The sequence below is a fragment of the Phaeobacter sp. A36a-5a genome, from assembly GCF_037911135.1.
Taxonomy (GTDB): Bacteria; Pseudomonadota; Alphaproteobacteria; order Rhodobacterales; family Rhodobacteraceae; genus Phaeobacter; species Phaeobacter bryozoorum.
Window position 1 is genome coordinate 1363782 of record NZ_JBBLYU010000001.1, and the last position, 20111, is coordinate 1383892.

The window sequence follows — 20111 nt, forward strand, 5'->3', positions numbered from 1 at the left end:
TGATCCCGGGCGGGATCAGGCCTCTGCGCTGGCGGCGGTATCCGCGTCTGGCAGATCGTCGTCATCGTCGGATTGCTCGGCAATCCAGGCAACCGAGACAACCTCTTCGCCCTTGGCAGTGTTGAACACCCGCACGCCACCGGCGGAGCGCGACCGGAAGGAAATGCCATCAACCGGCACCCGGATCGATTGCCCCTTGGAGGTGGCAAGCATGATCTGGTCATCCATCTCAACCGGGAAGGAGGCAACAATGGCACCGCCGCGCATCGCCTTGTCCATTGCGGTGACACCCATGCCACCGCGGCCACGCACCGGGTAATCATGGCTGGAGCTGAGCTTGCCCGAGCCGCTGGAGGTAATGGTCAGGATCAGGTTCTCGGAGGCCGACATCTCGGCATAGCGCTCCTGGCTGATGGCGCCTGCGACGGCCTCTTCCTCGTCACCTTCGCCATCATCAGTCAGACCTGCCACCGCGCGGCGCATCTTGAGATAGGCGGCGCGTTCCTCTGGCGAGGCTTCGAAATGGCGGATCACCGACATCGACACCACATGGTCATCACCAGTGAGGCGGATGCCGCGGACACCGGTCGACTCACGTGAGTTGAAGACCCGCACATCAGTGGTGCGGAAGCGGATCGCACGACCGGAGTCGGTGAACAGCATCACGTCATCATCTTCGGAGCAGATCCGGGCATTGACCAGCTTGACCGAGCCATCCTCGGGCAGCTTCATCGCAATCTTGCCGTTGCGGCGCACATTGGTGAAATCCGACAGCCGGTTGCGGCGCACATCACCGCCGCTGGTGGCAAAGACCACCTGCAGGTTTTCCCATTCGTCATCCGGCACATCGACGGGCATGATCGCCGCGATGGACACCCCGGTGGGGATCGGCAGGATATTGACGATTGCCTTGCCTTTTGAGGTACGGCCGCCCTGTGGCAGACGCCAGGTCTTCAGCTTGTAGACCATGCCATCAGTGGTGAAGAACAACAGCTGCGTGTGGGTGTTGGCGACAAAGAGGTTGGTGACAACATCCTCTTCCTTTGTCTGCATCCCCGACAGCCCCTTGCCGCCGCGCTTTTGCGCGCGGAAATCGGCAAGCGGGGTCCGCTTGATATAGCCGCCACTGGTGATCGTCACGACCATGTCTTCGCGTTCGATCAGATCTTCGTCGTCCATATCACCGGACCAGTCGACGATCTCGGTGCGACGGGGAACCGCGAAATTGTCACGCACTTCGCGCAGCTCGTCGGAGATGATGCCAAGGATCCGCTCACGCGAGGAGAGAATTTCAAGGTATTCCTTGATCTTACCCGCCAGTTGTTCCAGCTCGTCGGTGACTTCCTTGACGCCGATCTGGGTCAGACGCTGCAGCCGCAGTTCCAGAATGGCGCGGGCCTGAACCTCGGAGAGGTTATAGGTGCCATCGTCATTCATCGTATGGGTCGGGTCGTCGATCAGACGGATATAGGGCGCAATATCTGCGGCCGGCCAGCGCCGGGTCATCAGCTTGTGCCGCGCCTCGGCTGCATCCGCAGAGGCACGGATGGTCGCAACCACCTCATCCACATTGGAGACAGCAACTGCCAAGCCGCACAGAATATGGCTGCGTTCACGCGCTTTGCGCAGATCATAGGCGGTGCGCCGGGCAATCACATCTTCGCGGAAATCAAGGAAGGAGGTCAGGAACCGGCGCAGCGTCAGCTGCTCGGGACGCCCACCGTTCAGCGCCAGCATGTTGCAGCCGAAATGCGTCTGCATCGGCGTGAACCGGTAGAGCTGGTTCAGCACCACCTCGGCGGTGGCATCGCGTTTCAGTTCCACGACCACACGCACGCCGTTGCGGTCAGATTCGTCCTGCACGTGGGCGACGCCCTCGATCTTCTTCTCGCGAACCTGCTCGGCGATTTTCTCGATCATCGCGGCCTTGTTCACCTGATAGGGAATCTCATCCACGACAATGGCATAGCGGTCCTTGCGGATCTCCTCGACCCGCGTCTTCGCGCGGATAATGACGCTGCCGCGCCCCTCAAGATAGGCCTTGCGGGCACCGGAGCGACCCAGCATCAGCGCGCCGGTCGGAAAGTCGGGGCCGGGGATATAATCGATCAGCTGCTCGCTGGTCAGATCGGGATCCTCGATCAGCGCAAGCGTGGCGTCGATCACCTCGCCGAGGTTGTGAGGAGGGATATTCGTGGCCATGCCGACGGCAATACCGCCAGCGCCATTGACCAGCATATTCGGGAAACGCGCGGGCAGTACCGTGGGTTCACGGTCCTTGCCATCGTAGTTGTCCTGAAAATCGACGGTCTCTTTTTCGATGTCCGCCAGCAGCGAGGCTGCGGGTTTGTCCATCCGCACCTCGGTGTAACGCATGGCCGCCGGGTTATCGCCGTCCATCGAGCCGAAGTTGCCCTGACCGTCCAGAAGCGGCAGCGACATGGAGAAATCCTGCGCCATTCGCACCAGCGCGTCATAGATCGCGGAGTCACCATGGGGGTGGTATTTACCCATGACATCACCAACCGGACGCGCCGATTTGCGATAGGGTTTGTCATGCGAGTTTCCGACCTCATGCATGGCGTAGAGGATCCGGCGATGAACCGGTTTCAGACCATCGCGCAGGTCGGGAATGGCGCGGCTGACAATAACCGACATCGCATAATCGAGATACGATGTGCGCATCTCGGATTCGATGGACACCGTCGGGCCGTCGTATTTGGGCCTTGCGGGTTTGTTTTCGTCCATGTTTTCAGGAGTTTCCGGCGTATCGTTCACGTTGGCTGCCCGTTGTTATTATTGGGTCTATATATTGTGTCAGCACCTTAACAGACAGGGCATATAAGGCGCAAGCAAGCAGGGGTTTTCACCCGGTCAATGACCGATGTTTTTGGGCAAGGAGCTGTATTCGTTCAGAATTAACCCATTGCGTGCTAGTGTGGAATGGGGGGATCCGTAAGGGAGACCTGAAATGAAGGAAAGCGAAACCGAACTGATGCTGAAGGGTTACGGTCTGACCACGGCAGAGATGACCTATCATATGCCGGATCACACCCATGTCCTGAACACCTTTATCTGGCAGGATTATGATCTTGCACCGGACCATCCACGATTGTTCAAATTCATTGAATTCTGGCACCGTGAGATCGACGGCCCGCTTCATTCTGTCCGATTTACCCATCGCAAGATGATCAGCCCCGGAGAGTGGCGCCACGTCAAAGGCGTGTTGCAGATCCACTGACAGCGCCCCATTGCGCGGTCCCCGGTGAAGACGCTGGGGGCTGAGCAGAGCTGAGCCATCTTACCTGCGGCCGCTTTCCAGCTGTGCTGCTGTCACTTCGGCGTGCCGGAGAGCTGTTTTCTTTCACTGACAACTGCTTATACTGGCGCCGAATAGAACTGAAAACAGGTGGGCCCAGCTGGTTGGCGCCCGCTTCTGTGACGGTTTGCGGCCGCGTGCATGTGCCTGAGGCGCATCTCGCCGCGGCGTGGAATCTCAGGGGTGAGAGAAGGCGCATCATGGTTTCTCGTGTTATTCCGGTTCAGGCCTTCGATCTGGTCATATTTGGCGGTACCGGCGATCTGGCGCAGCGCAAGATTCTGCCCGCCTTGTTCCGGCGCCATTGCGCGGGCCAGCTGCCACAGGATGCCCGTATTCTGGGCGCGGCGCGGGGCGACCTTGGCAGTGACGGGTATCGCGATCTGGTCCGCCGCGCCTTGCAGGATGAGAGCGGCGCCACAGATCTGGCGATGCGCGCCGCTGAGCTTGAGCGGTTTCTGGCGCGGTTGGACTATCTTGCCATTGATGCCACGGAGACAGCAGGCTGGCGCGCGCTGGCGCAGCAATTGGGCCGGCCGACGACGGACCGTGTGCGGGTGTTCTACTTTTCCGTCGGGCCAACTCTATTTGCACCGCTGGCCGAACAGATCTGGGCCCATGAACTGGCCGATGATCACACCCGAATCGTGGTGGAAAAGCCGTTCGGGCATGATCTTGCCTCGGCCAAGGCGCTGAACCGTACGCTCGCCAGCCATTTCGATGAAAGCCAGATCTACCGGATTGATCACTACCTGGGCAAAGAGACAGTGCAGAACCTGATGGCGATCCGGTTCGGCAATATGCTTTTTGAGCCTCTGTGGAATAGCCAGTATGTTGATCATATTCAAATCACAGTGGCTGAATCGGTGGGCGTAAGCGGAAGGGAGTCGTATTACGACAAATCCGGCGCGATGCGTGACATGATGCAGAACCATCTAATGCAGTTGCTCTGCCTGATTGCGATGGAGCCTCCGGCGAAGTTTGATCCCGACGCAGTACGTGACGAAAAGCTGAAGGTGATCAGGGCGCTGGAACCGGTGGAACCGCACCATATCGTGCGCGGCCAATATACCTCTGTTGAGGGGGCGGAGCCGGGCGCGGATCTTTCCTATCGCGAAACCGCCGGTGATCCGCGCTCGACCACCGAAAGCTATGTGGCGCTGAAGGCGCATATCAGCAATTGGCGATGGGCAGGCACGCCGTTCTATCTGCGTACCGGCAAGCGGCTCGTGGCGCGATCCTCGGTGATCAATGTGTTTTTCAAGGATGCTCCACATTCGATCTTTGGTGCTGATGCCGGGCGCCATGCCAATCTGCTGACCATTCGCCTGCAACCGGATGAGGGCATCACCCTCAAGGTGACCATCAAGGAGCCGGGGCCGGGCGGTATGCGGTTGATCGACGTGCCGCTGGATATGAGCTTTGCCCAGGCGCTTGGGGCCGATATCGACGGCGCGCCGGATGCTTACGAGCGGTTGATCACCGATGTGATCCGGGGCAATCAGACGTTGTTCATGCGCGGCGACGAGGTCGAAGCGGCCTGGGCCTGGACCGATCCCATCATTGCGGGCTGGACATCGCGCGGGGATGTGCCAAAACCCTATGATAGCGGTAGCACCGGGCCGGGGGATGCGGATCTTCTGATGCGGCGCGATCAACGGGAATGGCGGGGGATCAACCCATGAATATTATCGAATATGCTGATCGGGAAATGCTGGCCATTGATGTGGCCAATCAACTGGCCGGTGACCTGAAAACCCATCTGCTGCATCATGACAGCGCGTCTTTTGCCGTTGCGGGCGGCACCACGCCTGCGCCGATTTTTGACGACCTCTGCGCTGCCGATATTGACTGGGCGCGGGTGCGCCTCATGGCGACAGATGAGCGCTGGGTGCCGTCTGACAGCGCGCGTTCCAATGCGCGGATGATCCGTGAACGGCTGTTGGTCAACCGCGCCGCTGCGGCGACGTTTCTGCCGTTCCATGTGCCCGCGCGCGCGCCCGAGGAGGTGCTGGCCGAAGTAGAAAGCCAGATCCAGCCGGATCTGCCGCTGTCGGTGGTGCTGCTTGGTATGGGCGAGGACATGCATACAGCTTCGCTGTTTCCCGGCGTCTCCGGGCTGGCCGAGGCTCTGGCTGCGGATGCGCCGATTTTGGCTGTGATGCGGCCCGACAGCCAGCCCGAACCGCGTGTCAGCCTGTCGGCGCGTGTATTGGACGCTGCGATTGCAAAACATCTGGTGATTTATGGCGATGCCAAGCGTGAGGCATTGGAACGGGCGAAATCTCTGCCGCCCGAAGAGGCACCGATTCAGGCGGTTTTGTCAGAAATGACAGTGCATTGGGCGCCTTAAGTGATGTGACCATCTGCTGCTCGGCTCAGGCCTCTGCGACTGCGCCGTCCTGCTCCATCAGGGCGGCGCGCAAACTGTCGGGGAGCGGATAGCCTGCGCGTCCATTTGGCGAGCGCAGCACCATGACTCCTGTCATCTTGGCACGCAGATCGCCTGACCAGATCTGTTGTTCCATGACATATGAAGTGCGCCGGAACGACACCACACGGGCGGTGGCGATATAGCTCTCATCCAGCACCATCTCTTTGACATAATGGACATTGGCGTTGCGCAATACATTGCGTGGCGTGGGCATGCCCGTGAAATGGGGCGCAAAAAACCGATCATAATAGGCCACGCGCAGGGTTTCGAACCAGCTCAGATAGGCCTTGTTATTGACGTGGTGCAGAATGTCCAATTCAGAGAACCGCACCCGATCCGCTATGGCAAGCGGCTGCGGCGTCTCCAGCCCGTGATGGCGTTGCGCTTCGGGGCTGAGCGGGGTGTGAAAAATAAGATCCATGGCCCTGTCGGTAGAAGGATTGGCGGCAGGTCGCAAGTCGACTTGCGGCGTAACTTTATGGGAAACGCCAATCACGCGCCGCAAAATCCAGCGAAAGATCAATGGCTTGGCGCAGTGTGCTGATCTGGGAGACTTTGGAGCGGGTAACGAGAATCGAACTCGTAACTAAAGCTTGGGAAGCTGCCGTGATACCTTTTCACCATACCCGCGCCAATAAGGGCTGATTACCGGTTTCGCCGGGGAGGGTCAAGCGCACAACCGCCCTCCAACCAGCAAATTTGAACCGTCAACAGACGCTAGCCACGGCGCCGGCGGCGACGGCGTCCGCCGTCGTCACCACTGTCACCGCCGCCACTGTTGAAGTTGACATCCGGCAGGGTGACGATGCTGTTGAGGATCGGGAATGGCTCCATGGAATTGGGGATTGCGGAGGCATTCACGAAATGCTCCTGAAAGCGTGGTTCCACAGCGGTTTCGACCTTCTCGATCTGCTGCACGGTGGCCTCGATCTCGGCGCGGGCAGCGGTGTTGAGGAGCGCGATCCGTGCGCCGGTGCCTGCCGCATTGCCGGCCGAGGTAACCTTGTCGAGCGGGCAATCCGGGATCATGCCCAGAACCATCGCATGTTTCGCCGAGATATGCGCGCCAAAGGCACCGGCAAGGACAACCCGGTCCACCTTGTCTATCCCGAATTTGTCCATCAGCAATCGCGCGCCAGAGTAGAGCGCGGCCTTTGCCATCTGGATGGCGCGGATATCCGGGTTGGTCACGGTGATGGTCGGGCCGCCGTCGGCCGAGCCATCCCACAGGAGATAGGCATTGGTGCGCCCGTCCTGAATGCAGCGCGTGCTGCCGGTCTGTTCGGCAGATCCGATCAGACCGGAGGCATCCAGAATGCCCGCAAGTCGCATCTCGGCAATGGCCTCGATGATGCCGGAGCCACAGATGCCGGTGATCCCGGTCGTGGCGACAGCCGTGGCGAAACCGTCCTCATTGGACCAGAGCTCAGAGCCGATGATGCGAAACCGCGGCTCCTTGGTGACGGGATCAATCTCGACCCGCTCAATGGCGCCGGGCGCGGCGCGCTGGCCGCTGGAGATCTGCGCGCCCTCGAATGCGGGCCCGGTGGGGGAGGAGCAGGCCAGAACCTTTTCCTTGTTGCCCAGCAGGATCTCGGCGTTGGTGCCCACATCGACCACCAGCACCAGATCCTCGGATTTGTCAGGGGCTTCCGACAGCGCCACCGCGGCGGCATCGGCGCCGACATGGCCAGCGATGCACGGCAGCAGGTAGACACGGGCAGCGGGGTGGATGTTCAGCTCCAGCTCGCTTGCGCGCAGGGCCAGCGAATTGGATGTCGCCAGGGCAAAGGGCGCCTGGCCCAGCTCGAACGGATCAATGCCAAGGAACAGGTGGTGCATCACCGGGTTGCAGACAAAGACCGCATCGACGATCAGCGCCTTGTCAATGCTCGCTTCGGTCGCGATCTGGGTGAACAGCGCATTCATGCCCTCGCGCACGGCGCGGGTCATTTCCTGATCGCCGCCTTTGTTCATCATCGAATAGGAGACCCGGCTCATCAGGTCTTCGCCAAAGCGGATCTGCGGGTTCATGATGCCGGAGGAGGCCACGACCTCGCCGGTCTGCAAATCACACAGATGCGCGGCGATGGTGGTGGAACCGAGGTCAACAGCAAGGCCGTAGATCGAGCCTTCGTAGAAGCCGGGCCAGATGTGCATGATCTTGGGCGGGTGGTTCGCATCGCCCAGATGCACGGCCACCGTGACTTTCCAGCCGCCCTTGCGCAGGGCAGGCTGCAACACGCTCAGGATATGCAGGTCGGTTTTGACCCCCTTCAGGTTCCACTGGCTGTCCAGCGCCTCGATCAGCCGCTCCATATCGCCGGTGGGCTTGTGCATGTCGGGTTCTTCCACCTCGACATAATAGAGCCGGGTGGAGGGGTTCATTGTGATTTCGCGGGCCTCTGCGCGTTTGCGCACGACCTGGCGGTGGACCTGGCTTTCAGGTGGCACGTCGATCACCACATCGCCCTGCACCTGTGCCTGACAGCCCAGCCGCCGCCCGTCGATCAGCCCGCGTTTGTCCTTGTAGCGCTGTTCGACCTTGTTCCACTCGGTCAGCGCATCATCGGCGACGGTGACTCCATGTTTGGAGAACTCACCATAAGAGGGCGTGATCTGGCATTTCGAGCAGATGCCCCGGCCACCACAGACCGAATCCAGATCGACGCCGAGCTGTCTGGCCGCGGTGAGAACCGGGGTGCCAACCGGAAACCGGCCCCGTTTGCCCGAAGGGGTGAAGACCACCAGCGGATGGGACGCGGGATCAGTCGCGGTCTCGGTCGGGATCTCGGTGACGGGATCGTTTGCCATGCCTGTACCTATCTTGCTTGCGCGGTTTGGGCGGAGCATATGGCGTTTTTTGCGCGAGGGAAGGCGGCGCGCGTCATTTTGCGGTCTCCGGGCGTCATTTCTGAGCGCATTTGCTCAAAACTGGCGCCCCTTTGGCGGCGTCACGGCGATCTAAGAGGTCCGTGCCGGAGACTCGCCCGTAGTCGCAGCCAGCCAGCGCAGGATGTCGGCCCGGTCTTCGTCCAGTTTCGGGGCGGGCCTGCGGGTCGTTGCATCGGGCAGCTCGGAGAGTTTGACCGGATTCCCTGCGGCCTTGAACCTCGGTGTGCCGTCCTCGTCGCAGACATCCACCAGCATATTGCGCGCCAGGATCTGCGGGTCCCGCATTACCTCGGCCACCGATTGGATCGGGCCGGTGGGCACACCTGCGCGCTGAAGCAGGTCGATCCAGTGGCTCGCCGGCTGATCCAGCGTGACCGCCTCGATCAACCGTTTGAGGAGACGGGCATTTTCACAGCGCGACTGATTGTCGGCAAAGCGCGGATCATTGGCCAGCGGCAGTTCCAGCGCGGTGCAGAGGGTGGCAAAGAGCGCGTCATTCCCGGCAGCAATCACGAACAAACCGTCGCTGGCGTGAAAGGTCTCAAACGGGGTGATCGACGGATGGCGGGCGCCCGAAGGACGCGGCGGCTGACCCGTTACGGAGGTGATCGCCACTGCATGTTCCAGCAGCGCAAGCTGGCTGTCGAGCATCGAGATATCCACTTTCTGCCCCGGCGCGCCGCCGCGCACCGCAAAAAGCGCGGCCAGAACCCCCTGACAGAGAAACATGCCAGCCGCGATATCCCCGATGGAGGCGCCGACGCGAACCGGTTCGCGGTCGCGCTCGCCGGTGATCGACATCACCCCTCCGCGCGCCTGCACCACCATGTCGTAGGCCGGGCGCAGCCGGTCCGGCCCGCTATGACCAAAGCCCGAGACGGCGCCATAAACCAGCTTGGGAAACCGGGTGTGCAACGCCTCCCAGCCGTAGCCCAGCCGCTCCATCACGCCAGGGCGAAAGTTCTCGAGGATCACATCGGCCTCGTTCAGCAGCTGATCGAAGATACCGCGATCTTCCTCGGCGCGCAGGTCCAGAGCGATGCTCTCCTTGCCATGGTTGATGGTGGCAAAATAGGCGCTTTCGCCGTCCTTGAAGGGCGGGAATGCACGGGTATCATCACCCAGGCCCGGTCGCTCCACCTTGATGACCCTTGCGCCGAGATCCTTGAGCGTCATCGAGGCATAGGGACCTGCCAGAACATGGGTGAGGTCAAGAACAACAATGCCGGATAGCGGGTAAATCATCGGGGTCTCCTGTTTGCTCTGTCCGCGCGCCCTTGGTGGCGGATTGGCGGCGGGCCTGCCTTGATACAGATCAGCCGGGCGACGGGTGTGCGGAGGCGCGGCCGGGGCGTAGAGCCACGCCAAGGGCCGTTCGTCACCGGCAAGAGAAACCCACGCAATTCTTCCGATTTTCCGGTTCGGCCTCTTTTCCCCCTTCGGCTTCTGTGCCATAGGGTCATCGCCAAACGGGGTTTTGCATGGGGATGACAAATGCAGATTCGTGAGGCTCTCACATTCGACGATGTTCTTCTGGTACCGGCTGCGTCCAGCGTTCTGCCGAGCACTGCGGATACCCGCACGCGGGTGACGGGTGGCATCTCCCTTAACATACCGCTGCTCAGCTCTGCCATGGATACGGTGACGGAGTCGCGTATGGCCATCGCCATGGCGCAGGCCGGCGGCATGGGTGTCATTCACAAGAATCTCGACCTCGAAGAGCAGGCCCGCCAGGTGCGCCGCGTGAAACGTTTCGAGAGCGGCATCGTCTACAACCCGATCACCCTGACCGCCGATCAGACCCTGGCGGATGCCAAGGCTCTGCAGGAGCGCTACCGCGTCACCGGTTTCCCGGTTGTGGACAATGACGGCCGTGTGGTTGGCATCGTGACCAACCGCGATATGCGCTTTGCCACTGACGACAATACGCCGGTTTCGGTGATGATGACTTCTGACAATCTCGCGCTGCTGCATGAGCCGGCCGAGCTGGAAGAGGCCAAGTCGATGATGAAGGCGCGTCGCATCGAAAAGTTGCTGGTCACCGATAAGGCTGGCAAGCTGACAGGTCTGCTGACACTCAAGGATACTGAACAGGCGGTTTTGAACCCCACCGCCTGCAAGGATGATCTGGGGCGCCTGCGTGTCGCGGCGGCCAGCTCGGTCGGCGACAGCGGCTTTGCCCGTTCCGAGGCGCTGATTGATGCAGGTGTTGATATCGTCGTTGTGGACACGGCCCATGGCCATTCGGCAGGCGTCATCGACGCGGTGAAGCGGATCAAGGCGCTGTCCTCCAAGGTGCAGGTCGTGGCAGGCAACGTCGCCACAGCCGCCGCAACCAAGGCGCTGATTGATGCTGGTGCGGATGCCGTGAAGGTCGGCATTGGTCCCGGCTCCATCTGCACCACACGTATGGTGGCGGGTGTCGGGGTGCCGCAGCTGACCGCGATCATGGATTGCGCAGGCGCTGCCGGTGATATTCCGATCATTGCCGACGGTGGCATCAAATTCTCCGGCGATTTTGCCAAGGCGATCGCGGCAGGGGCGTCCTGCGCGATGGTCGGTTCGATGATTGCGGGCACGGATGAGTCCCCCGGTGAGGTGATCCTGTATCAGGGGCGCTCGTTCAAATCCTATCGCGGGATGGGTTCGCTTGGCGCAATGGCGCGGGGGTCTGCGGATCGCTACTTCCAGAAGGATGCGGCCAGCGACAAGCTGGTGCCGGAGGGCATCGAAGGGCAGGTGGCCTATAAAGGCTCGGCCGGCGCGGTGATCCATCAGCTGGTTGGCGGGTTGCGGGCCGCCATGGGCTACACCGGCTGTGCCACGGTCGACGAGATGCGCAAGAACTGCGAATTTGTTCGCATCACCGGCGCTGGTCTGAAGGAAAGCCACGTTCATGACGTGCAGATCACCCGCGAAAGCCCGAACTACCGTATTGGCTGAGCCAGCCAGGGAGATCCCCCGATGACCATCGTCGCCATGACCAACCGCCATCACCCAGAGGCCGGGGTATGACCCCGGCTGCCCGCCGTCAGGCCGCGATTGAGATCCTTGATCAGATCCTGACGGGACAGCCTGCCGAGAAAGAACTGACGGCCTGGGCGCGGCGGAGCCGGTTTGCGGGGTCCAAGGACCGGGCAGCGGTGCGGGATCATGTTTTTGACGCGCTGCGCAGCCTGCGGTCCTATGCAGCCCTTGGTGGTGGCGGTGGTGCTGCACCCGTCTCTGACGGCAATGCGACCGGTCGACAGCTGATGCTGGGGGCTCTGCGCGCAGAAGAGGTTGATCCGGCCGATATCTTCACCGGCGTGGGCCACGCACCGGCGCCGCTGGACGCCGCCGAACAGGCGCTGTTGCAGACCGCGCCGCAGATGGGGCAGGCTGAAGAGCTGAACATGCCCGACTGGCTCTGGCCTGCATTTGAAGCCAGCCTTGGCAGCGCCGCCGAGACTGCGGCACGCGCATTGCAGGAGCGGGCCCCGGTGCATCTGCGCGTCAACCGCAGCCATCCTGATCAGGCCGCAGCGATTGCGCGGCTGGCGGAAGAGGGCATCCTTGCTGAACCACATCCGGCGGCGGCCACGGCCCTCTGTGTGACCGAAGGCGCTCGCAAGCTGCGCAACAGCGATGCCTACACAAACGGATTGGTCGAGTTGCAGGACGCCGCAAGCCAGGCGGTGATCGAAGCACTGCCGCTGGCGGATGGCCTGCGCGTCCTTGATTTCTGCGCAGGCGGCGGCGGCAAGAGCCTGGCCATGGCGGCCCGGGCCAGTCTGGATGTCTTTGCCCATGACATCGCGCCTCAGCGGATGAAGGATCTCCCGACCCGTGCTGCGCGTGCCGGAGCCGCCATCACGTTGCTCGCGCCCGGTGACGTGGAAGCCCGCGCGCCCTTTGATCTGGTGCTCTGCGACGCGCCCTGTTCCGGCTCCGGCTCATGGCGGCGTGCGCCCGAGGGCAAGTGGCGGCTCACGCAGGAGAAACTGGATGAGCTCTGCGGGATCCAGGCGCAGATCCTCAGCGATGCCAGCCAGTTGGTCGGCGCAGGCGGTGTGCTGGCCTATGCGACCTGCTCGATGCTGGATGTGGAAAACCGCGCGCAGGTGGATCGGTTTTTGGCCGAGAATCCGGGTTGGCAGTTGCAACAGGATCACGGCTGGCAGGTCCACAATGGAACCGACGGTTTCTATGTTGCCGTGATGGTCCGTTTGGGCGACGATTGACCACGCTATATGCAAGCCATACGCTGCATTCTTAACGCAGTTTTAACTTAATTCGTCTCGATATAAGCAGATCAATTCATCGAGGGAGCCGCAATGAACGGTCGCCAAGCTTCACCCGTTCCCCAATTGCGCGTCTACACGCCAGAACACGCTCGTCTGGCGGCGGTCTTGCTGTTGTCGGCCATGGTCATCACGGCGCCCTGGCTGCTACAGACCCCGGACTGGATCACCCGCGGGCTGGTCACGGTTGGCCTGACGCTGATTGCGGTGGCCCTGATGATGCTGATACAGGCCCGCACACGTCTGCGCGCGCGGGCGGTGGCGACAGCGCTTCTTACCGGCTTTATCGACAAGGATGCGACCGCAACCTTCGTTTGTGACGATGACGGTATGATCCATGCATCGAACGGGGCCGCGCGCAAGCGTTTTGCCGATGTTGATACCGAAACGCTGGCAGGGACGCTGCGGTCCATCCTGGCCAATCCTTCGGCCGTGCTCTTTCGGATGCAGAGCCGCGCGCGTGTCGATGGCGCGGCGCGCGAGGATATCGTGACACGACGCGGCCATGTGCGGCTGGCGGTCCATCAGATGCAGGGCGGCAGCTTCCTGTGGCGGGTCGAAGAAATCACCGATCGTCCAACAACCAGCCGTGGCGCCGATGCGGTGCCGATCCCGATGCTGACCATTGGCCGGACCGGCGCCGTCCTGTTCATGAATGAAGCCGCGCGCAGCCTGATTGGGGAACGGGTCAAATCCACTGATCGTCTTTTCCCCTCGCTGCCGGTGCTGTCCGGGCAGATCAACACGATGAGCACCAAAAGCGGGCTGATCGAGGTTCTGGTCTGCGAGAAGAACCGCAGCCAGGGTCGGAGCGAACTGTATTTTCTGCAGCTGGATGCCAGCGAAGCCTCAGTCGGTCAGGCCTCGCTCGAGAGCTTGCCGGTGCCCTTCGTCAAGGTGGATCCCAAGGGAACATTGCTTTCGGCGAATAAAATGGGGATGCACCTGCTTGGTATCAGCTCCTGCGGCAACCTGAATATCGGCCAGCTGATGGATGGACTTGGCCGTCCGATGTCGGACTGGCTGCGCGATACCGCCGAGGGTCAGGCCTCGCATAAATCCGAATTCCTGCGTCTCACCCGCCGTGACAAGGAAGTCTTTGTTCAGGTGACACTCACCCGTGTGATCGAAGAGGGTGAGACCGTTCTGATTGCGGTCTTGAACGATGCCACCGAGCTGAAGACGCTTGAGGCGCAGTTCGTTCAAAGCCAGAAGATGCAGGCGATTGGTCAGTTGGCCGGCGGTGTGGCGCATGATTTCAACAACCTGCTGACAGCCATCTCCGGGCATTGCGACCTGCTGCTGCTGCGGCACGATCAGGGCGACCAGGATTTCGGCGACCTGATCCAGATCCACGAGAATGCCAACCGCGCGGCCGCTCTGGTCAGCCAGCTCCTGGCCTTCTCACGCAAGCAGACGCTGCAGCCCGAAGTGCTGGATGTTCGCGATACCCTGTCGGATCTGACCCATCTTCTGAATCGCTTGGTTGGTGAGAAGGTGACATTGACGCTCAGCCATGATCCGGTGATGCGGTCGATCCGCGCCGACAAACGGCAGCTGGAGCAGGTGCTGATGAACCTGGTGGTGAACGCACGTGATGCGATGCCACAGGGCGGCGAGATCCGTATCGAGACCGAAGCGGTGGTTCTGGATGAACCGCTGGAGCGCAACCGTGCGGTGGTCCCCGCCGGTGACTGGGTCACAGTCAAAGTCTCCGACGAAGGTGTCGGTATCGCGCCGGATAAGCTGCAGAAGGTGTTCGAGCCGTTTTATACCACCAAACGGACAGGTGAGGGGACCGGTCTGGGTCTCTCAACCGCCTATGGGATTATCAAACAGACGGGCGGCTACATCTTTGTCGACTCGATCAAGGATCAGGGGACTCAGTTCACTCTGTTCTTCCCTGTCAACACGCAGCCCGAACCAGAAGCCACAGTCACCGTGAACCCAGCTGCCAAACCGGTTGCGGCACAGCACGGCGAGGGGGTTGTTCTGCTGGTCGAAGACGAAGCGCCGGTGCGGGCCTTTGCCTCGCGGGCTCTGCGGATGCGCGGCTATACGGTTCTCGAAGCCGAATCCGCTGAGGACGCGCTGCGCACGCTCGAAGATCCGGGTCTGACCGTTGATGTCTTTGTCACCGATGTGGTGATGCCGGGAATGGATGGGCCAAGTTGGGTGCGTGAGGCGCTGAAGACACGGCCCGACACCCGCGTCGTCTTTGTCTCGGGCTACGCCGAGGGGGCCTTTGGCGAGGCAGAGCCATCGGTGCCGAACTCGGTGTTCCTGCCCAAACCCTTCTCGCTGAACCAGCTGACCGAAACCGTCCATGAGCAGCTACACTAGGCAGTCCCCCCGGAGCGGCCCGGGGTGGCGTCTGCCGCCCCTTTTGGCCGGTCGCCCGCGTGTCTTAGGTCAGGCTGTCATAAAGGTCGAACTCCGCCGCGCGTTTACGTCGGACAATCTCCAGCGCTGCCTCGCTTGGGCGTAACTGCGCTTTCGGGCTGACATTCAGTCTGGGCAGGTCGATGCGGGTCTGTAGCCGCTCCTGTAGAAATGACTGCAGAGTCTCTGGGGCCTCGTAGCGAAACAGATGAGTGACCGCGCAGCCATTGGGCTGCGGCTCGAGGAATTTCGCCTGGCTGCCGACGTCGGCATGGGCTGGCGGCTTGCCCTTGCAGGCGTCTCGCAGAAAATCGTCAAAACTGATGGTTTGGGTGCTGTTGGGATGATCGCGCAGATCGTCGCGCTGACGAAACCGGTACCAGCTGCCCAGCCAGCTGACAGGTTCACGCATGACGGCAATCAGCTCCATCTCCGCGTCACAGACCTTTGCCAGCATCGGGCGAATCCAGCGATTGTAGCGATAGACCGGCGCATGTTTCAGCTGCGGCGGATTGGCAAACACCATGTCGGCACGGCTGGCCAGAGCGGCGTGATAAGCGGTTGTCCCGGTTTTGGGCACGCTCAGCAGAGCCAGCCGTTCCTTGAAAAAGATGAGCATAGCGTGAAATTTCCGCAGCAAATGATCGGTGTCTCCCTTGGATAACACTCTCTTAACCCTCTTGGCCACCAGATCGGTATGGGAGTGATCATGTAAGATTTCCGTTGCAATGTTCTCTTTTTGATCTCATATAGAACAAGGGGCGAACAAAGCAGTGATTGCCGCCCGGTCGCGGGTGTGACACATAGAAAGGGACAAGGGACTATGGCGGATCTTTTGACCATGAAAGACAATAAGAAGAGCGGCGACAAACAAAAGGCGCTGGACAGCGCTCTGGCGCAGATTGAGCGGCAGTTTGGCAAGGGCTCGATCATGAAGCTGGGCGATGGTAATCCCCTGGCCGAGATTGAGGCCTCTTCAACGGGATCGTTGGGGCTGGACATTGCGCTTGGCATTGGCGGTCTGCCGATGGGCCGCATTATCGAGATTTACGGTCCCGAAAGCTCGGGCAAGACAACACTGACTCTGCACTGCATTGCAGAGCAGCAGAAGAACGGTGGCGTCTGCGCCTTTGTGGATGCGGAACATGCGCTGGACCCGCAATATGCGGCGAAACTGGGTGTTGACCTTGATGAGCTGCTGATCTCGCAGCCCGACACCGGCGAACAGGCCCTGGAAATCACGGACACTCTGGTGCGGTCCGGCGCGGTGAACATGGTGATCGTGGACTCCGTGGCAGCCCTCACTCCGAAATCGGAGCTGGAAGGCGACATGGGCGACAGCAATGTGGGCGTCCAGGCTCGCCTGATGAGCCAGGCGATGCGCAAGCTGACCGGCTCTATCAGCCGCTCCAAATGTATGGTGATCTTCATCAACCAGATCCGCATGAAGATCGGTGTGATGTTCGGCTCGCCGGAAACAACAACCGGTGGTAACGCACTGAAATTCTACTCCTCGGTGCGTCTGGACATCCGCCGCATCGGCGCGATCAAGGACCGTGACGAGGTGGTCGGCAACGCAACCCGCGTCAAGGTCGTGAAGAACAAGGTGGCGCCTCCGTTCAAACAGGTTGAATTCGACATCATGTATGGCGAAGGCATCTCCAAGATGGGCGAACTGCTGGATCTGGGCGTAGCGGCTGGTGTTGTCGCGAAATCCGGGGCCTGGTTCTCCTATGGTGATGAACGGATCGGGCAGGGGCGTGAAAACGCCAAGACATACCTGCGGGAGAACCCCCATATCGCCTATGATATTGAGGATAAGATCCGCGCGGCGCACGGGCTGGAGTTCCACCGTCCTGACGGCGCCGATGACGATATTCTGGAAGCCTGACACAAGGCTGATGACGCCTCTTGCCGGGTGATGCAGAGGGCAGCGGTTGCTCGATAAACACCGGCGCAGGCTGAAAAATCTGATCAAATCAGGGCGTGGATCACTCCGCGCCCTTTTTCATGCGGGTTTCACGGCGCCTTTCCGCACCGCAGCGCTGGACAGGCTCACTGGGGCCGGATACATCTTCCCGAACCGCTGAGACAGCCAGCCGAGAGATCCCGATTATGCCGACGCTCAATGATATTCGCTCCACCTTCCTGAACTACTTTGCCAAACAGGGGCATGAGGTGGTTGACTCCAGCCCTCTGGTGCCCCGCAACGACCCGACCCTGATGTTCACCAACTCGGGCATGGTGCAGTTCAAGAACTGCTTTACCGGCGTGGAAACCCGCGACTACAAACGCGCGACCACAGCGCAGAAATGCGTGCGCGCCGGCGGCAAGCACAACGACCTCGACAACGTCGGGTATACCGCGCGCCACCACACGTTTTTCGAGATGCTCGGCAACTTCTCCTTTGGCGACTATTTCAAGCATGAAGCGATCCCCTTTGCCTGGGAGCTGATCACCAAGGAATTCGATATTCCGAAGGACCGGCTCTACACCACCGTCTATCACACCGATGACGAAGCCTTTGAGATCTGGAAAAAGATGGGTGTGCCGGAGGAGCGGATCATCCGCATCGCGACCTCTGACAACTTCTGGCAGATGGGCGACACCGGTCCCTGCGGTCCCTGCACCGAGATCTTCTACGACCACGGCGACCACATCTGGGGCGGCCCTCCGGGCTCGCCGGAGGAAGACGGCGATCGTTTCATCGAGATCTGGAACCTCGTGTTCATGCAGAACGAGAAATTCGCCGATGGCTCAATGGTCGATCTTGAGATGCAGTCCATCGACACCGGTATGGGTTTGGAGCGGATCGCGGCGTTGCTCCAGGGCACCCATGACAACTATGAAACGGATCTGTTCAAGTCGCTGATCGAGGCGTCCGCGAACGCGACGAATACCGACCCATTCGGGGATCACAACGTGCATCACCGGGTGATCGCGGACCACCTGCGCTCCTGCTCCTTCCTGATTGCCGAAGGCGTGCTGCCGTCGAACGAAGGTCGCGGTTACGTGCTGCGCCGGATCATGCGCCGGGCGATGCGTCACGCCTCGCTTCTGGGCGCCACCGATCCGGTGATGCACAAGCTGGTGCCGTCGCTGGTGCAGAAGATGGGTGCCGCCTATCCTGAGCTTGGCCAAGGCCAGGCGCTGATCGAAGAGACCTTCGAGCAGGAGGAAACCCGCTTCCTCAAAACGCTGGACCGTGGCCTGAAACTGCTGGACGAAGCCTCCGTCGATCTGGGCAAGGGCGACGTCCTACCGGGTGAGACTGCGTTCAAGCTCTATGACACTTATGGCTTCCCGCTCGACCTCACTCAGGACGCCCTGCGCGCCAAGGAGATCGAGGTCGATACCGATGGCTTCGATGCGGCGATGAAGGAGCAGAAGGAGAAATCCCGCGCGGGCGGTATTGGCCTGGGCGAAGCGGCGGATGTGAAGGTCTATTTCGACATTGTTGACGCAGTTGGTGCCACCGACTTTCTGGGTTATGAGACCGAGAAGGCTGAAGGCCAGATCATGGCCATGGTCAAGGACGGTGCTCAACTCCAAACCGCCGCTATGGGCGACACGGTGCAGATCATCCTGAACCAGACGCCGTTCTACGGTGAAAGCGGCGGTCAGGTTGGCGACAGTGGCGTCCTGACCGTTGAGGGCGGTGCAGCCCGCATCACCGACACCAAGAAAGTAGAGGGGCTGTTTCTGCACATCGCCGAGGTGACCGAGGGCGACATCGCCGTCGGGCAGGGTGCTGCGATGGAAGTGGATCATGACCGCCGCAGCAAGATCCGCGCCAACCACTCGGCCACCCACCTGCTGCACGAGGCGCTGCGCAACGCGCTTGGCGAGCATGTCGCGCAGAAGGGCTCGCTCAATGCTGCGGACCGGCTGCGCTTCGACTTCAGCCATAACAAGGCGATGAGCGCAGAGGAACTGACCAAAGTCGGCGCCGAGGTGAACGATTTCATTCGTCAGAACACGCCGGTTTCGACCCGGATCATGACCCCGGATGATGCGCGTGCGCTGGGTGCACAGGCGCTGTTTGGCGAGAAATACGGCGAAGAGGTCCGCGTTGTCTCCATGGGCCGCGCAGCGACGGGTAAGGGTCAGGACGGCGATACCTATTCGATTGAGCTGTGCGGTGGCACCCATGTGAAGCAGACCGGTGACATCGGCACCTTTGTCATTCTGGGCGATAGCGCCTCCTCAGCCGGCGTGCGCCGGATCGAGGCGCTGACCGGTGCGGCAGCGGTGCAGCATCTGGAGCGTGAAGCAGGCCGTATGGCCGAGGTTGCAGGCGTCCTGAAGGCCCAGCCGGCCGAAGTCATGGACCGGCTGAAAGCCTTGATGGATGAACGCAAGGCGCTGCAGAACGAGGTGTCCCAGCTGAAACAGCAGGTCGCCATGGGCGGCGGCGCGGCAGGCGGATCCGCAACCAAGGAAATCGGCGGTAAAACCTTCCTCGGGCAGGCGCTGGAAGGCGTCTCTGGCAAGGATCTTCGCGGGTTGATAGATGCCCACAAGCAAAAGATCGGCTCAGGCGTGATCCTGTTGATTGCCAATGATGACGGCAAGGTCGCGGTCGCCGCGGGTGTCACCGACGATTTGACCGGCGAGATCTCTGCCGTAGATGTGCTGAAAGCGGCGGTTCCGGCTGTTGGCGGCAAGGGCGGCGGTGGTCGTCCCGATATGGCGCAGGGCGGCGGCAAGGATTTCTCCGGCGCCGAAGAGGCGATCAAGGCGGCCGAGGCGCTGCTGGCAGGCTGACCAACTGGTCAAAAAAACCTTGGTCTTTCCC

The 20111-nt window shown here is 61.1% G+C and carries 13 protein-coding genes and 1 tRNA gene; 8 read left to right on the plus strand and 6 right to left on the minus strand.

Annotated features, from left to right (window positions below):
• Positions 1-15 precede the first annotated feature (15 nt).
• Entirely contained in the window at positions 16-2748 is a 2733-nt protein-coding gene (gene gyrA, locus WLQ66_RS06425) for a DNA gyrase subunit A (RefSeq protein ID WP_340546317.1), read from the minus strand.
• Between the two features lie 223 nt (positions 2749-2971).
• Between gyrA and WLQ66_RS06430 the strand changes: the two genes are divergently transcribed.
• The 3 genes from WLQ66_RS06430 to pgl all read left to right on the plus strand — a co-directional run bounded on the left by WLQ66_RS06430 (position 2972) and on the right by pgl (position 5672).
• The gene (locus WLQ66_RS06430; protein WP_340545525.1) at positions 2972-3241 is read left to right on the plus strand and encodes an usg protein; all 270 of its coding nucleotides are present in this window, start codon (positions 2972-2974) and stop codon (positions 3239-3241) included.
• A gap of 278 nt (positions 3242-3519) precedes the next feature.
• Positions 3520-5004, plus strand: a complete 1485-nt coding sequence (gene zwf, locus WLQ66_RS06435) for a glucose-6-phosphate dehydrogenase (RefSeq protein ID WP_340545526.1) — start codon at positions 3520-3522, stop codon at positions 5002-5004.
• The gene (gene pgl, locus WLQ66_RS06440) at positions 5001-5672 is read left to right on the plus strand and encodes a 6-phosphogluconolactonase (protein WP_340545527.1); all 672 of its coding nucleotides are present in this window, start codon (positions 5001-5003) and stop codon (positions 5670-5672) included. The genes zwf and pgl overlap by 4 nt, the downstream gene beginning before the upstream one ends.
• A 25-nt stretch (positions 5673-5697) precedes the next feature.
• Here pgl and WLQ66_RS06445 read toward each other — a convergent pair whose 3' ends face one another.
• The 4 genes from WLQ66_RS06445 to WLQ66_RS06460 all read right to left on the minus strand — a co-directional run bounded on the left by WLQ66_RS06445 (position 5698) and on the right by WLQ66_RS06460 (position 9893).
• The gene (locus tag WLQ66_RS06445) at positions 5698-6174 is read right to left on the minus strand and encodes an acyl-CoA thioesterase (RefSeq protein ID WP_340545528.1); all 477 of its coding nucleotides are present in this window, start codon (positions 6172-6174) and stop codon (positions 5698-5700) included.
• 135 nt (positions 6175-6309) lie between these two features.
• Positions 6310-6383 (minus strand) — tRNA-Gly (locus WLQ66_RS06450).
• 87 nt (positions 6384-6470) lie between these two features.
• Positions 6471-8567, minus strand: coding sequence for an ASKHA domain-containing protein (locus tag WLQ66_RS06455; RefSeq protein ID WP_340545529.1), 2097 nt, complete (start codon positions 8565-8567; stop codon positions 6471-6473).
• A gap of 150 nt (positions 8568-8717) precedes the next feature.
• Positions 8718-9893 carry a CaiB/BaiF CoA transferase family protein gene (locus tag WLQ66_RS06460; RefSeq protein ID WP_340545530.1) on the minus strand — a complete coding sequence of 392 codons (1176 nt, stop codon included), beginning with the start codon at positions 9891-9893 and terminating at the stop codon, positions 8718-8720.
• A gap of 249 nt (positions 9894-10142) precedes the next feature.
• Between WLQ66_RS06460 and guaB the strand changes: the two genes are divergently transcribed.
• The 3 genes from guaB (at position 10143) to WLQ66_RS06475 (ending at position 15274) form a co-directional block, all read left to right on the plus strand.
• The gene (gene guaB, locus WLQ66_RS06465) at positions 10143-11591 is read left to right on the plus strand and encodes an IMP dehydrogenase (RefSeq protein ID WP_340545531.1); all 1449 of its coding nucleotides are present in this window, start codon (positions 10143-10145) and stop codon (positions 11589-11591) included.
• A gap of 68 nt (positions 11592-11659) precedes the next feature.
• Positions 11660-12871, plus strand: coding sequence for an RsmB/NOP family class I SAM-dependent RNA methyltransferase (locus WLQ66_RS06470; RefSeq protein WP_340545532.1), 1212 nt, complete (start codon positions 11660-11662; stop codon positions 12869-12871).
• 93 nt (positions 12872-12964) lie between these two features.
• Complete coding sequence (locus WLQ66_RS06475) at positions 12965-15274, plus strand: ATP-binding response regulator (protein ID WP_340545533.1); 2310 nt, start codon at positions 12965-12967, stop codon at positions 15272-15274.
• A gap of 64 nt (positions 15275-15338) precedes the next feature.
• On the opposite strand, the gene WLQ66_RS06480 is transcribed toward WLQ66_RS06475, so the two are convergent.
• Entirely contained in the window at positions 15339-15932 is a 594-nt protein-coding gene (locus WLQ66_RS06480) for a gamma-glutamyl kinase (protein WP_340545534.1), read from the minus strand.
• 204 nt (positions 15933-16136) lie between these two features.
• Here WLQ66_RS06480 and recA point away from each other — a divergent pair, with 204 nt between their 5' ends.
• Positions 16137-17204: a recombinase RecA gene (gene recA / locus WLQ66_RS06485; RefSeq protein ID WP_340545535.1), complete on the plus strand. Its 1068-nt coding sequence runs from the start codon at positions 16137-16139 to the stop codon at positions 17202-17204.
• 224 nt (positions 17205-17428) lie between these two features.
• Positions 17429-20080 (plus strand): alanine--tRNA ligase, encoded by a 2652-nt coding sequence (gene alaS / locus WLQ66_RS06490; RefSeq protein WP_340545536.1) that lies wholly within the window; start codon positions 17429-17431, stop codon positions 20078-20080.
• Positions 20081-20111: the final 31 nt, after the last annotated feature.